The 13,973-nt window shown below is 74.1% G+C and carries 13 protein-coding genes; all 13 read left to right on the plus strand.

What is annotated here, in order from left to right; genetic code table 11:
• The first annotated feature begins 77 nt into the window (after window positions 1–77).
• The 13 genes from ACWFNE_RS20075 to tyrS all read left to right on the plus strand — a co-directional run bounded on the left by ACWFNE_RS20075 (window position 78) and on the right by tyrS (window position 13,313).
• Entirely contained in the window at window positions 78–980 is a 903-nt protein-coding gene (locus ACWFNE_RS20075; RefSeq protein WP_452124187.1) for a sulfurtransferase, read from the plus strand.
• A 48-nt stretch (window positions 981–1,028) separates the two neighbouring features.
• Window positions 1,029–1,469, plus strand: a complete 441-nt coding sequence (locus ACWFNE_RS20080) for a SufE family protein (protein ID WP_452124188.1) — start codon at window positions 1,029–1,031, stop codon at window positions 1,467–1,469.
• A gap of 60 nt (window positions 1,470–1,529) precedes the next feature.
• On the plus strand, window positions 1,530–2,585 hold the full coding sequence (gene argC / locus ACWFNE_RS20085; protein WP_452124189.1) for an N-acetyl-gamma-glutamyl-phosphate reductase: 1,056 nt from the start codon (window positions 1,530–1,532) through the stop codon (window positions 2,583–2,585).
• Window positions 2,582–3,781 (plus strand): bifunctional glutamate N-acetyltransferase/amino-acid acetyltransferase ArgJ, encoded by a 1,200-nt coding sequence (gene argJ / locus ACWFNE_RS20090; protein WP_452124190.1) that lies wholly within the window; start codon window positions 2,582–2,584, stop codon window positions 3,779–3,781. Before argC ends, argJ begins: the two co-directional genes overlap by 4 nt.
• Complete coding sequence (gene argB / locus ACWFNE_RS20095) at window positions 3,778–4,791, plus strand: acetylglutamate kinase (protein ID WP_452124191.1); 1,014 nt, start codon at window positions 3,778–3,780, stop codon at window positions 4,789–4,791. Before argJ ends, argB begins: the two co-directional genes overlap by 4 nt.
• Window positions 4,788–6,128 carry an acetylornithine transaminase gene (locus ACWFNE_RS20100; RefSeq protein WP_452124192.1) on the plus strand — a complete coding sequence of 447 codons (1,341 nt, stop codon included), beginning with the start codon at window positions 4,788–4,790 and terminating at the stop codon, window positions 6,126–6,128. The genes argB and ACWFNE_RS20100 overlap by 4 nt, the downstream gene beginning before the upstream one ends.
• A 1-nt stretch (window position 6,129) precedes the next feature.
• Entirely contained in the window at window positions 6,130–7,062 is a 933-nt protein-coding gene (gene argF / locus ACWFNE_RS20105; protein WP_452124193.1) for an ornithine carbamoyltransferase, read from the plus strand.
• Complete coding sequence (locus tag ACWFNE_RS20110) at window positions 7,059–7,616, plus strand: arginine repressor (RefSeq protein WP_452124194.1); 558 nt, start codon at window positions 7,059–7,061, stop codon at window positions 7,614–7,616. Before argF ends, ACWFNE_RS20110 begins: the two co-directional genes overlap by 4 nt.
• Window positions 7,613–9,043: an argininosuccinate synthase gene (gene argG, locus ACWFNE_RS20115; RefSeq protein ID WP_452124195.1), complete on the plus strand. Its 1,431-nt coding sequence runs from the start codon at window positions 7,613–7,615 to the stop codon at window positions 9,041–9,043. The genes ACWFNE_RS20110 and argG overlap by 4 nt, the downstream gene beginning before the upstream one ends.
• Window position 9,044: 1 nt before the next feature.
• Window positions 9,045–10,526 carry an argininosuccinate lyase gene (argH, locus tag ACWFNE_RS20120; RefSeq protein WP_452124196.1) on the plus strand — a complete coding sequence of 494 codons (1,482 nt, stop codon included), beginning with the start codon at window positions 9,045–9,047 and terminating at the stop codon, window positions 10,524–10,526.
• The gene (locus tag ACWFNE_RS20125; RefSeq protein ID WP_452124197.1) at window positions 10,523–11,287 is read left to right on the plus strand and encodes a uridine kinase; all 765 of its coding nucleotides are present in this window, start codon (window positions 10,523–10,525) and stop codon (window positions 11,285–11,287) included. The genes argH and ACWFNE_RS20125 overlap by 4 nt, the downstream gene beginning before the upstream one ends.
• A complete protein-coding gene (locus ACWFNE_RS20130; RefSeq protein WP_452124198.1) occupies window positions 11,284–11,985 on the plus strand; it encodes a DNA-3-methyladenine glycosylase in 702 nt (233 codons plus the stop codon). The genes ACWFNE_RS20125 and ACWFNE_RS20130 overlap by 4 nt, the downstream gene beginning before the upstream one ends.
• Before the next feature lie 65 nt (window positions 11,986–12,050).
• Complete coding sequence (tyrS, locus tag ACWFNE_RS20135; RefSeq protein WP_452124199.1) at window positions 12,051–13,313, plus strand: tyrosine--tRNA ligase; 1,263 nt, start codon at window positions 12,051–12,053, stop codon at window positions 13,311–13,313.
• Window positions 13,314–13,973 lie beyond the last annotated feature (660 nt).

A 13,973-nucleotide genomic window follows, 5' to 3' on the forward strand; every position in this document is an offset into this window, starting at 1 on the left:
CTTGACGTGCGCCGCGCCGCGCTCGCAGGCTCAGGCCCGCGGGGTCCGACGGGGGCTCCACGGCGGACGGAGCTGGCATGACGGTGGAGATCGACACGACGTCGGAGAAGCTCGCGCAGTACGCGCACCCGGAGCGTCTCGTGACGACCCAGTGGCTCGCCGACCACCTCGGCGCCGAGGGTCTGGTCGTCGTTGAGTCGGACGAGGACGTGCTGCTCTACGAGACCGGGCACATCCCGGGCGCGGTCAAGATCGACTGGCACACGGACCTCAACGACGCGGACGTCCGCGACTACGTCGACGGCGAGCGTCTCGCGCAGCTGCTCGGCTCCAAGGGGATCGGCCGGGACACGACCGTCGTGATCTACGGGGACAAGAACAACTGGTGGGCGGCCTACACGCTGTGGGTGCTGTCGCTGTTCGGCCACGAGGACGTGCGCCTGCTCGACGGCGGCCGGAACACCTGGATCGCCGAGGGCCGCGAGATCACGACCGAGGTCCCGACGCCCGCGCCCGTCGAGTACCCGGTCGTCGAGCGCGACGACCGGACGCTGCGCGCGTTCAAGGAGGACGTCCTCGCGCACCTCGGGAACCCGATCGTCGACATCCGCTCGCCCAAGGAGTACTCGGGCGAGCTCGCGCACATGCCCGACTACCCGAACGAGGGTGCGCTGCGCACGGGCCACATCCCGACGGCGCGCAACGTGCCGTGGGCGACGGCTGTGGCCGCCGACGGGACGTACAAGTCGCGTGCCGAGCTCGAGGCGATCTACCAGGACGGGGGCCTCGGCCTGACGCCGGGGGACCAGGTCATCACGTACTGCCGCATCGGCGAGCGGTCGAGCCACACGTGGTTCGCGCTCAAGCACCTGCTGGGCCTGGACGACGTCCGCAACTACGACGGCTCGTGGACCGAGTGGGGCAACTCGGTGCGCGTCCCGATCGTCAAGGGCGAGGAGCCGGGGAGCCTCCCGGCGTGAGGACGGCAGCCTGCCGGGCGGTCCGGAGAAGGTGGGAGGATCGGTCCCATGGCTGAGTCCCCCGTCCCCGAGGCCTTCGCGCGGATCCGCGAGGAGTTCCTCGCCGTCCCGCAGCCGGACCGCCTGCAGCTGCTGCTCGAGTTCTCCCGCGAGCTGCCCGAGCTGCCGGAGCGCTACGCCTCGCAGCCGGGCCTGCTCGAGCGGGTCGAGGAGTGCCAGTCGCCCGTGCGCGCGTTCTCGGAGGTGGACGCCGACGGGATCGTGCACTTCTACGCGTCCGCGCCGCCCGAGGCGCCGACGACGCGGGGGTTCGCCGCGATCCTCGCGGAGGGCCTCGAGGGGCTGACGGCCCAGGAGGTGCTCGCGCTGCCCGACGACTACCCGTTCACGATCGGGCTGACCGAGGCGGTGAGCCCGCTGCGGCTGCGGGGCATGACCGGGATGCTCGAGCGGACCAAGCGGCAGGTGCGCGAGCAGGTCGGCGTGTAGGTCCGTGTCGGCGGCGCGTTCCGTCGCTGTGACTATGCACTCGGGTGTATGGTCATGCACATGACGTTCACCGTGGCAGTCGCCGGCGCGAGCGGGTACGCGGGCGGGGAGATGCTCCGCCTGCTGCTCGACCATCCCGACGCCGAGATCCGGACGGTCACGGCGCACTCCAACGCCGGGACGCGGCTCGGCCAGCACCAGCCGCACCTGCGCCGGCTCGCCGACCGCGTCCTCGCCCCGACCGAGGTCGAGCAGCTCGCGGGCCACGACGTCGTCGTCCTCGCCCTGCCGCACGGCGCGTCCGGCGCGGTCGCGGCGGAGCTCGGGGACGCCGCGCTCGTCGTCGACCTCGGCGCCGACCACCGGCTCGCCGACGCCGCCGCGTGGGAGGCCTTCTACGGCAACCCGCACGCCGGCACGTGGCCGTACGGTCTGCCCGAGCTGCTGCACGCGGGGGAGCGGACGCCCGCCGCCCAGCGTGCCGCGCTCGCGGGCACCCGGCGCATCGCCGTCCCGGGCTGCAACGTCACGGCCGTCACGCTCGGCCTCCAGCCGGGGGTCGCCGCGGGGCTGATCGAGCCGACCGACCTCGTCGCGGTGCTCGCCAACGGCTACTCGGGCGCAGGGAAGTCCCTCAAGACCCACCTGCTCGCGAGCGAGGCCCTCGGCGCGGCCCAGCCGTACGCCGTCGGCGGCACGCACCGGCACATCCCCGAGATCGAGCAGAACCTCGGCGTCGCGGGCGCGCCGGGCGTGAGCATCTCGTTCACCCCCACCCTCGTCCCGATGGCGCGCGGGATCCTCGCGACCGCGACCGCCCGCCTCGTGCCCGGCACCGACCCCGCGTCGGTCCGCGCCGCGTGGGAGGACGCGTACCGCGACGAGCCGTTCGTGCACCTGCTGCCCGAGGGCCAGTGGCCGACGACCGGCGGGACGCTCGGCGCCAACACCGCGCTCGTCCAGGTCGCCGTCGACGAGCGCGCCGGCCGGGTCGTGACGGTCACCGCGATCGACAACCTCGTCAAGGGGACCGCCGGCGCCGCCGTGCAGTCCCTCAACCTCGCGCTCGGTCTCCCCGAGACGCTCGGCCTCCCGCTGGACGGAGTCGCCCCGTGAGCACCGACACCCCCACCTCGCCCGGGGTGACTGCCGCCGCCGGGTTCCGCGCCGCCGGCGTGACCGCGGGCCTCAAGGCGTCGGGGCGTCCCGACCTCGCGCTCGTGGTCAACGACGGCCCGTCGCAGGTCGCGGCGGCGGTGTTCACGTCGAACCGCGTCGTCGGCGCGCCGGTCGTGTGGTCGCGCCAGGCCGTGTCCGACGGTGTGGCGAGCGCCGTGGTGCTCAACTCCGGCGGCGCGAACGTGTGCACCGGGCCCGAGGGGTTCCAGGACGTGCACGCCACGGCCGAGAAGGTCGCCGAGTTGCTCGGCGTCTCGGCGGGCGACGTGCTCGTCGCCTCGACCGGGCTCATCGGCGAGCGGCTCCCGCGCGAGAAGCTCCTCGCGGGCGTCGAGGCCGCCGGCCCCGCACTCTCCGCCGACGGCGGCCCGGACGCGTCCGTCGCGATCATGACGACCGACACGGTCCCGAAGACCGCGCACGTGACCGTCGGGACGCCGTCGGGCACCTGGACGGTCGGCGGCATGGCCAAGGGCGCCGGGATGCTCGCCCCCGCGCTCGCGACGATGCTGTGCGTGATCACCACCGACGCCGACGTCGACGCGGCCACCGCGGACGCCGCCCTGCGCACCGCGACCGGCACGACCCTCGACCGCATCGACTCCGACGGCTGCATGTCGACCTCGGACACGGTCGCCCTGCTCGTCTCCGGGGCGAGCGGCGTGACGCCCGACCCTGCCGAGTTCGCCGAGGCCGTGCGGGAGGTCTGCGCGCGTCTCGCCCGGGCGCTCGTCGCCGACTGCGAGGGCGCGACGCACGACGTCGAGGTCACGGTCGTGAACGCCGAGACCGAGGACGCCGCGGTCGCCGTGGCGCGGGCGGTGACCCGCTCCAACCTGGTGAAGACCGCCATCTTCGGCAACGACCCGAACTGGGGCCGGATCCTCGCCCAGGTCGGGACCGTCCCGGTCGAGGTCGCGGCCTACGACCCCGCACAGCTCGACGTCACGTTCAACGGCGTCCAGGTCTGCCGCGCGGGCGGCGCCCACGAGGACCGTGCGAAGGTCGACCTCGCGTCGCAGCGCGAGGTGCACGTCGTGATCGACCTGCACGCCGGCGACGCGTCCGCGACGGTCTGGACCAACGACCTCTCGCACGACTACGTCCACGAGAACAGCGCGTACTCGACATGAGCGAGCCCGCAGGGAACGAGCCCACCGTGAGCGACGACTTCGTCTTCAACACCCGCACCGACCTGCGTGCCGACCAGAAGGCCGAGGTCCTCATCGAGGCGCTGCCGTGGCTGCAGCGGTTCAAGGGCGCGCTCGTCGTCGTGAAGTACGGCGGCAACGCGATGGTCGACGACGACCTCAAGCGCGCGTTCGCCGAGGACATGGTCTTCCTGCACCAGGTCGGGCTGCGGCCCGTCGTGGTGCACGGCGGCGGACCGCAGATCAACGCGATGCTCGACAGGCTCGGCATCGAGAGCGAGTTCCGCGGCGGGCTGCGGGTCACGACCCCCGAGGCGATGGACGTCGTCCGCATGGTGCTCACGGGCCAGGTCTCGCGCGAGCTCGTCGGGCTGCTCAACGCGCACGGCCCGTACGCGGTCGGCCTGTCCGGGGAGGACGGCGGTCTGCTGCGCGCGCGGCGGCGCCAGGCGGTCGTCGACGGCGAGAGCGTCGACATCGGGCTCGTGGGCGACGTCGTCGAGGTCAACCCGGGCGCGGTGCTCGACCTGCTCGACGCGGGCCGCATCCCGGTCGTCTCGACCGTGGCGCCGGACCTCGAGGACCCGACGCAGGTGCTCAACGTCAACGCGGACACCGCGGCGGCGGCGCTCGCGGTGGCGCTCGGCGCCCGCAAGCTCATCGTGCTGACCGACGTCGAGGGCCTCTACACGAGCTGGCCCGACCGCGGTTCCCTCGTGCGCCGGATCCGGTCGAGCGCGCTCGCCGAGCTGCTGCCCACGCTCGACGCCGGCATGCGCCCCAAGATGGAGGCGTGCTGGCGGGCCGTCGAGGGCGGCGTCGGTCGTGCGCACGTCATCGACGGCCGCGCGGCGCACTCGATCCTCGTCGAGGTGTTCACGTCCGACGGCGTCGGGACGATGGTGCTGCCCGACGACGAGCCGGTCCCGTCGCCGTTCACGGGCGAGATCCCGGCTGTCGACGAGGCTGCCGTCCGTGGGGCGCGGGCATGAGCGCCGCCGACCCCACGTACCCCACCCCGGCCGCCCCGCACGCCGCTGGCCCGCACGCCACTGCGCCGCACGCCGCCGCGCCGGTCGCCCCGGGCGCCGGCGACCTCGTCGCCCCCGACTCGGGCGCGCACTGGACCCAGCGGTACTCCGCGGCCGTCATGGACACGTTCGGTCCTCCGCAGCGCGTGCTCGTGCGGGGCGACGGCGTCCACGTGTGGGACGCCGACGGCACCCGGTACCTGGACCTGCTCGCGGGCATCGCGGTGAACGCGCTCGGCCACGCGCACCCGACCCTGACCGCTGCGATCTCCGCGCAGCTCGGCACGCTCGGGCACGTGTCGAACTTCTTCGCGACGCCGACGCAGGTCGCGCTCGCCGAGAGGCTGCTCGACCTCGCGCGCGCACCGCAGGGCTCCCGGGTGTTCTTCACGAACTCGGGGACCGAGGCCAACGAGGCGCTCGTGAAGATGACGCGCCGCACGGGCCGCCCGCGCGTCCTCGCGCTCGAGGGGTCCTTCCACGGGCGGAGCATGGGGGCCCTCGCCCTGACCCACAAGCCCGCGTACCGCGAGCCGTTCGAGCCGCTGCCCGGCGGCGTCGAGTTCCTGCCGTTCGGCGACACCGACGCCCTGCGCGCGGCCTTCGCCCCGGAGGACGGCGGGGGAGCGGACGTCGCGGCGCTCGTGCTCGAGCCGATCCAGGGCGAGGCCGGTGTGCGGCCGCTGCCCCCCGGGTATCTCGCGCTCGCCCGCGAGCTCACGACGGCTGCGGGTGCGCTGCTTGCGCTCGACGAGGTGCAGACCGGCATGGGCCGCACCGGCGTCTGGCTCGCGCATCACCACGACCACCTCGGCGGCGGGATCGTCCCGGACGTCGTCACGCTCGCGAAGGGTCTCGGCGGCGGCTTCCCGATCGGCGCGGTCGTCGCGTACGGCGAGCGGGCGGCGACGCTCCTGGGCCGGGGCCAGCACGGGACGACGTTCGGCGGGAACCCGGTCGCCGCCGCGGCGGGGCTCGCGACGATCGGCGTGATCGAGCGCGACGGCCTGCTCGCGAACGTCCGCGACGTGGGCGCCGGGCTCCGCGCGTCGGTGTCCGCGCTCGGGCACCCGCTCGTCGCGGGGGTGCGCGGCGAGGGCCTGCTGATCGCGATCGAGCTGGCCCGCCCGGTGGCGGCCGACGTCGCCGCGCAGGCGCTCGCGGCCGGGATCATCGTGAACCCGTGCACGCCGACGACGCTGCGGATCGCGCCGCCGCTCATCCTCACCGCGGCCCAGGGCCGGCAGCTCGTCGACTTCCTCGCGGGGCTCCCGCGCGACCTGGGACCGGAGGCCTGAGATGGTGCGGCACTTCCTGCGCGACGACGACCTGACCCCCCGTGAGCAGAGCGAGGTCCTCGAGCTCGCGCTCGCGTTCCGCGACGACCGGTTCATCCGGACGCCGCTCGCGGGCCCACGCGCGGTCGCCCTCGTCTTCGACAAGCCCTCGACGCGGACGCGCGTGTCGTTCTCCGTCGGTGTCGCGGAGCTCGGCGGCTACCCGCTGGTGCTGGACTCCGGGACGTCGCAGCTCGAGCGCGGCGAGCCCATCGAGGACACCGCGCGCGTCCTGGACCGCCAGTGCGCGGCCATCGTCTGGCGCACGTCCGCGCAGAGCCGCGTCGACGCGATGGCGGGCGCCTCCGGCGTGCCCGTCGTGAACGCGCTCACGGACGAGTTCCACCCGTGCCAGGTGCTCGCCGACCTCATGACGATCGCGCAGCTGCGCGGCGGCGTCGCGGCGCTCCCCGGGAAGACGCTCGCGTACCTCGGCGACGGCGCGAACAACATGGCGCACTCCTACCTCCTCGGCGGCGCCACCGCGGGCCTGCACGTGCGCGTCGCTGCGCCGGCCGGGTACCTGCCCGACGCGGCCGTGGTCGCGGACGCCGAGCGCGTCGCCGCCGGCACCGGCGGTTCCGTCCTCGTGACGCAGGACGCGGCCGCTGCGGTCGCCGGCGCCGACGTCATCGCCACGGACACGTGGGTCTCGATGGGGCACGAGACCACGGCGGACGTGCGGGCCGAGCCCTTCGTGCCGTTCCAGGTGAACGCCGCGTCGCTCGCGGCCGCGGCCCCGGACGCGATCGTGCTGCACTGCCTCCCGGCCTACCGCGGCAAGGAGATCACCGCGGAGGTGCTCGACGGGCCGCAGTCGGCGGTGTGGGACGAGGCCGAGAACCGCCTGCACGCGCAGAAGGCGCTGCTGACCTGGCTGCTGGAGCGTTCGTGAGCCCGGGCACCGTGGGCACCGCCGGCGCGACCTCCCCGCCGACCAAGGCGGCCCGCCACGCGCTGATCACGGGCCTGCTCGTGCGCCGGGCCGTGCACTCGCAGTCCGAGCTCGCCGAGGCCCTGGCGTGCGAGGGTGTGACCGTGACCCAGGCGACGCTGTCGCGCGACCTCGTCGAGCTCCGCGCCACGAAGGTCCGCACACCGTCCGGGGCGCTCGTCTACGTCGTGCCGGCCGAGGGCGGCCACCGCGCCCCGGCCCCCGTGGCCGACGCGGAGATGCTCGCGGCGAGGCTCGCGCGCCTGTGCGCGGAGCTGGTCGTGACGGCCGAGGCGTCCGGCAACCTCGTCGTCCTGCGCACCCCGCCGGGCGCCGCGCAGTTCCTCGCCTCGGCCATCGACCACTCGGTCATGCCGGGCGTGATGGGCACCATCGCCGGTGACGACACCGTCCTGGTCATCAGCAGCGACCCGGGCGGCGGCCAGGGCGTCGCGCAGCGGTTCCTCGACCTCGCGGCTGGCCGCGACGACGCACGAGAGAAGGAAGACACGTGAGCAAGGTTCTGACTCAGCTGCCCGTGGGCGAGCGTGTGGGGATCGCCTTCTCGGGCGGCCTCGACACGTCGGTCGCCGTGGCCTGGATGCGTCACCACGGGGCGATCCCGTGCACCTACACCGCAGACCTCGGCCAGTACGACGAGCCCGAGATCGACCAGGTGCCGGACCGCGCGCTCATGTACGGCGCGGAGCTGTCGCGGGCGGTCGACTGCAAGGGTGCCCTGGTCGAGGAGGGCCTCGCGGCGCTGGCGTGCGGGGCGTTCCACATCCGCAGCGGGGGGCGCGCGTACTTCAACACGACGCCCCTGGGCCGTGCCGTGACCGGCACGCTCCTCGTGCGCGCCATGCAGTCCGACGGCGTCGAGATCTGGGGTGACGGCTCGACCTTCAAGGGCAACGACATCGAGCGGTTCTACCGCTACGGGCTCCTGGCGAACCCGTCGCTGCGGATCTACAAGCCGTGGCTCGACAAGGACTTCGTGTCCGAGCTGGGCGGGCGCGCGGAGATGAGCCAGTTCCTCGTCGAGCACGAGCTGCCGTACCGCGACAGCGCCGAGAAGGCGTACTCGACCGACGCCAACATCTGGGGCGCCACGCACGAGGCCAAGACGCTCGAGCAGCTCGACGTCTCGCTCGAGCTGGTCCAGCCGATCATGGGCGTCCGGTTCTGGGACCCCGCGGTGGCGATCGACACCGAGGACGTCACCATCGGCTTCGAGCGCGGCCGGCCGACCACGGTCAACGGCGTGCGCTACGACGACGCGGTCGCGCTCGTCCGCGAGGTCAACGCGATCGGCGGACGGCACGGGCTGGGCATGTCCGACCAGATCGAGAACCGGATCATCGAGGCGAAGTCGCGCGGCGTCTACGAGGCGCCGGGCATGGCGCTGCTGTTCGTCGCGTACGAGCGGCTCGTCAACGCCATCCACAACGAGGACACCATCGCGAGCTACCACGCCGAGGGTCGTCGGCTCGGCCGGCTGCTCTACGAGGGGCGCTGGCTCGACCCGCAGGCGCTCATGCTGCGCGAGTCGATCCAGCGGTGGATCGCGTCCGTCGTGACCGGCGAGGTGACGCTGCGGCTGCGCCGGGGCGAGGACTACACGATCCTGCGCACCGACGGCCCGGCGCTGTCGTACCACCCGGACAAGCTCTCGATGGAGCGCACGGAGTCGGCGGCGTTCGGGCCGACGGACCGGATCGGCCAGCTGACCATGCGCAACCTCGACATCGCGGACTCCCGCGCCAAGCTCGAGCTGTACGCGCAGCAGCCCGTCGACCAGGGTCAGGTCCTCGTCGAGAACGGGACCCTCTTCGGCGCGCTGCCCACGGGTGGCGCCGACGTGATCGCGGACAACCCGTCGGTCCTCGGCGACGAGGAGCTGGCGCTCGAGAGCGCCGCGATGGAAGTCGGGACGGACTGACATGGCAGACGCAGCGGGCACGTCGCCCGGCGCACCGTCCGGCGGCGCACCGTCCGGCGGTGACGGGACGGTCGCCGGCCAGGCACCCGTGAGCCTGTGGGGCGGGCGGTTCGCCGGCGGTCCCGCGCAGGCGCTCGCGGCGCTGTCGCAGTCGACGCACTTCGACTGGCGGCTCGCACGCCACGACATCGCGGGCTCCGTCGCGCACGCACGCGTGCTGCACCGCGCGGGACTGCTCGACGACACCGAGCTCGCGACGATGCTCGACGGGCTCGCCCGGCTGCGCGACGATGTCGCGAGCGGCGCGTTCCTGCCGGTGCTCGCGGACGAGGACGTGCACACCGCGCTCGAGCGCGGGCTCATCGAGCGCGCGGGCCCGGACGTCGGCGGCAAGCTGCGCGCCGGGCGCTCGCGCAACGACCAGATCGCGACGCTCGTGCGCGTGTACCTGCGTGAGGAGGCGCGTCACGTCGGGGGTCTCGTGCTCGACGTGGTGGACGCGGTCCTCGCGCAGGCGGCGGCCGCGGGCGACGCCCCGATGCCCGGGCGGACCCACCTGCAGCACGCCCAGCCGGTCCTGCTCGCGCACCACCTGCTCGCGCACGCGTGGCCGCTGCTGCGCGACGTCGAGCGCTGGGTCGACTGGGACGCCCGCGCGGCCCGGTCGCCGTACGGCTCGGGGGCGCTGGCCGGCTCGTCGCTCGGGCTCGACCCCGCAGCCGTCGCCGCGGAGCTCGGGTTCGACGGCCCGGTCGAGAACTCGATCGACGGCACCGCGTCGCGCGACGTCGTCGCGGAGTTCGCGTTCGTGGCCGCGATGACGGGCGTCGACCTCTCGCGCTTCGCCGAGGAGATCATCCTGTGGGCGACCAAGGAGTTCGGCTTCGTCCGCCTCGACGACGCCTACTCGACCGGGTCGAGCATCATGCCGCAGAAGAAGAACCCCGACATCGCCGAGCTCGCGCGCGGCAAGGCGGGGCGGCTCGTCGGCGACCTCGCGGGGTTGCTCACGACGCTCAAGGGCCTCCCGCTCGCGTACAACCGCGACCTGCAGGAGGACAAGGAGCCGGTGTTCGACCAGGTCGACACGCTCGCGGTGCTGCTGCCGGCGTTCGCGGGCATGGTCGCGACCCTCACGTTCGACAGGGACCGGCTCGCCGAGCTCGCGCCGCAGGGCTTCTCGCTCGCGACCGACGTCGCGGAGTGGCTCGTCCGCGAGGGCGTGCCGTTCCGGGTGGCCCACGAGGTCGCGGGCGCGTGCGTCCGCGTGTGCGAGGAGCGCGGCATCGAGCTGTGGGACCTGAGCGTGGACGACCTCGCCGGCATCTCCGAGCACCTCACGCCCGGTGTCCGCTCGGTGCTGACCGTCGAGGGCTCGCTCGCGTCGCGCTCGGCGACGGGCGGCACCGCGCCGGTCCGGGTCGCGGAGCAGCTCGTGCGTGCACGCGACCGTTCCGCGGAGCTGCGCGCCTGGACGTCGTGACCGCCGCGGCGGTCCCGGGCGCCGACCGGCCCGGGGTCGACGCGGCGGGTGCGGCCGCAGGTGGGCCGGGCACCGTCCGGTCGGGCGACGACCTTCTCCCGGCGGTCGTCGGGTCCGTCGACCGGGTTCCCGCGGCCGCGAACCCGGCGGCGCGTGCCTCGGAAGGCGGCTCGCCGTCGTCCGAGCCCCCCGCAGCCGTCGCGCACGTCGCGGGGCTGACCCTCGACCGCGCCGCGCGGTTGGGTCCGGTCCGGCTCGTGTGCGTCGACGGCCCGGCGGGCTCCGGCAAGTCGACGTTCGCCGGCGCTCTCGTCGGGCACCTCACGGGCCGGGGCGTGCACGCCGCCGCGCTGCACCTCGACGACCTCTACGCCGGGTGGTCCGGCCTCGACGGCGACCTCGCGCCGCGTCTGTCCGCGCAGGTCCTCGAACCGCTGCGCCGGGGTCGCTCCGGCCGTCACCAGCGGTACGACTGGGTGCGCGGGGAGTTCGCGGACTGGGTCGACGTCCCCGTGCCCCGGGTGCTGGTCGTCGAGGGCTGCGGCTCGGGGCGTCGGAGGATCGCGGACGACGCGGTCGTGCTCGTGTGGGTCGAGGCGCCCGCGGGCCTGCGCCTGGACCGCGGGCTCGAGCGCGACGGCGAGGCGATGCGCCCGCAGTGGGAGCGGTGGATGCGCGACGAGCAGTCCCACTTCGCACGGGAGCGCACCGCGGGCCGCGCGGACGTCCGGCTCGACGCGTACGGCAGGATGGTCGGGTGAGCACAGCACCGGGCGCGCGTGACGGGGTGGGGGTCGTCCCCGCGCGCGTCTGGTACGCCCGCGACGTGCTCGCGGTGGCCCGGGACCTGCTCGGCGCGCACGTCACGACCCGGTCGCCCGAGGGCGACGTCACGATCCGGCTCACCGAGGTCGAGGCCTACGGCGGCGCCGACGACCCGGGCTCGCACGCCTTCCGCGGCCGCACCGCGCGCAACGCGACGATGTTCGCGGAGCCGGGACGCCTGTACGTCTACCGCCACCTCGGCCTGCACCACTGCGTCAACGTCGTCACCGGTCCGAGCGGTCACCCGGCGGCGGTGCTGCTGCGCGCCGGCGAGGTCGTCGAGGGGGCCGGGCTGGCGCGAGCCCGCCGCGAGAGCAAGGGCGTCGTCGACTCCGAGCGCTCGCTCGCGCGCGGGCCGGCACGCCTCGCGGTCGCGCTGGGCCTCGACCTCGGGGCCAACGGCGCCGACGTGACCGAGCGCGGCGGCGCCGTCCTGGTGCACCGCCACGAGGGCCTGCTGTTCCCGGCGCTCGCGACCGGACCCCGCGTCGGCGTCGGGGGAGAGGGTGCCGACCCGTCGCGGTTCCCGTGGCGGCTGTGGCTGTCCGGCGAGCGCACCGTCTCCGCCTACCGCCCCGCGTATCGGTCGCCGGCGTCGGTGAGCAGCCCGCCCAGCGGGACGACGTCGGCCTGACCCGTCGCGAGCCCGCCCGACGGCGCGCCGCGCCCCCTTCGACGCGCATCCTCAAAGGAGCACCCGTGAACCACGTCCTCGACGAGCTCGCCTGGCGCGGCCTCGTCGCCCAGACCACCGACCTCGACGCCCTGCGCGCGGCCCTCGACGCCGGCCCCGTGCACCTGTACTGCGGGTTCGACCCGACCGCGCCGAGCCTGCACATCGGGAACCTCGTCCAGATCCTCACGATCCGGCGCCTCCAGCGCGCCGGCCACCGACCGTTCGCGCTCGTCGGCGGGGCGACCGGCCTGATCGGCGACCCGAAGATGACGGGGGAGCGCACCCTCAACCCACGCGAGGTCGTGGCCGGCTGGGTCGAGCGCATCCGGCTCCAGATCGAGCCGCTGCTCGACTTCGACGGCCCGAGCGCCGCCACGATGGTCAACAACCTCGACTGGACCGCGCAGCTCTCGGCCATCGACCTGCTGCGCGACATCGGGCAGCACTACCGGCTCGGCACGATGCTCGCCAAGGACACCGTGGCCCGCCGCCTGAACAGCGAGCAGGGCATCAGCTTCACCGAGTTCAGCTACCAGGTGCTCCAGGGCATGGACTTCCTGGAGCTGTACCGGCGGCACGGGGTGAGCCTGCAGACGGGGGGCAGCGACCAGTGGGGCAACCTGCTCTCGGGCGTCGAGCTCGTGCGCAAGGCCGAGGGGGTCGGTGTCCACGCCCTCACGACGCCCCTCATCACGAAGGCCGACGGCACGAAGTTCGGGAAGACCGAGTCGGGCACCGTCTGGCTGGACGCCGAGCTCACGAGCCCGTACGCGTTCTTCCAGTTCTGGCTCAACGCCGACGACGCCGACGTGGTGCGCTACCTCAAGGTGTTCTCCTTCCGGAGCCGCGGGGAGATCGAGGACCTCGAGCGGGCGGTCGCCGAGCGGCCGGCGGCCCGTGAGGCGCAGCGCGCTCTCGCGCACGAGGTGACGTCGCTCGTCCACGGGACCGAGGCGGCGGACAAGGTCGTCTCCGCGAGCCAGGCCCTCTTCGGGCGCGGGGACCTGGCCGCGCTCGACGAGGTGACGTTCGCGGCAGCAGTCGCCGAGCTGCCGTCGGCGGCCGTCCGCGCGGGCGACCTGGTGGTCGACGTGCTCGCGGCGTCAGGCATCGTGGCGAGCAAGGCGGCCGCCCGGCGCGCGATCGCCGAGGGCGGGGCGTCGGTCAACAACGTCAAGGTGACCGACGAGGGCGCCACGGTGACGGACGCCGACCTGCTGCACGGCCGGTGGGCGGTGCTGCGCCGCGGCAAGCGCACCCTCGCCGTGGCGGACGCGCAGGCCTGAACCCACGACGCGTGCTCTGGGCCGTGACCTCCGTCCTCGGAGGTCACGGCCCTCGCGCTTCCTCGGAGCTGCGCGCCAGGACCGGCTGCTGCCCGTCCGGACCTCGCGGCGACACCGGCACGGCAACGGAGAGCTGCCGGACGCCGACGCGGCGCCGGTTGAGCGCCCCCAGAGTCCGCCGGAGGGCTGTCCGGGGGCCACACGGGTGTCGCGCGCGTCACGATGCGGCGGCTCGGAGGCACGTTTCCGCAGGTCAAGCGCCTGGCGGACGCGCGGCGGGGTGCGCAGGGCGGAGCGCACGGTGCCGCCGAGGCAGAGCGGAGTTGACGGTCAGGGAAACGTCCGCGTAATGTTCTGGATGTCGCCCGGCAGGGAGGAACGGACACCAGGAACGATCCTGGTGGTCGGTCCCACCGAGGTGGCCACCCCCGAGCAGTGACCTCCAGCGCTTCTGGCGCTGGTTGAGACACGCTCGGGATGAGCTAGTCTCTCTTCCGCGGATCGCCTCCACGAGGCGGACCACGATCACCCCGAACAGGGTGGTCAGGGAGAGCGAAAAGCTCAGGTAAGATTGAGAAGTTGCCTCCGGATGGGTCGAAGGGCCTGGATGGATGAGCGTCTGCTCCTTGAGAACTCAACAGTGTGCCAAGTAGTCGATGC

The sequence above is a fragment of the Cellulomonas sp. NPDC055163 genome (genome assembly GCF_053607065.1).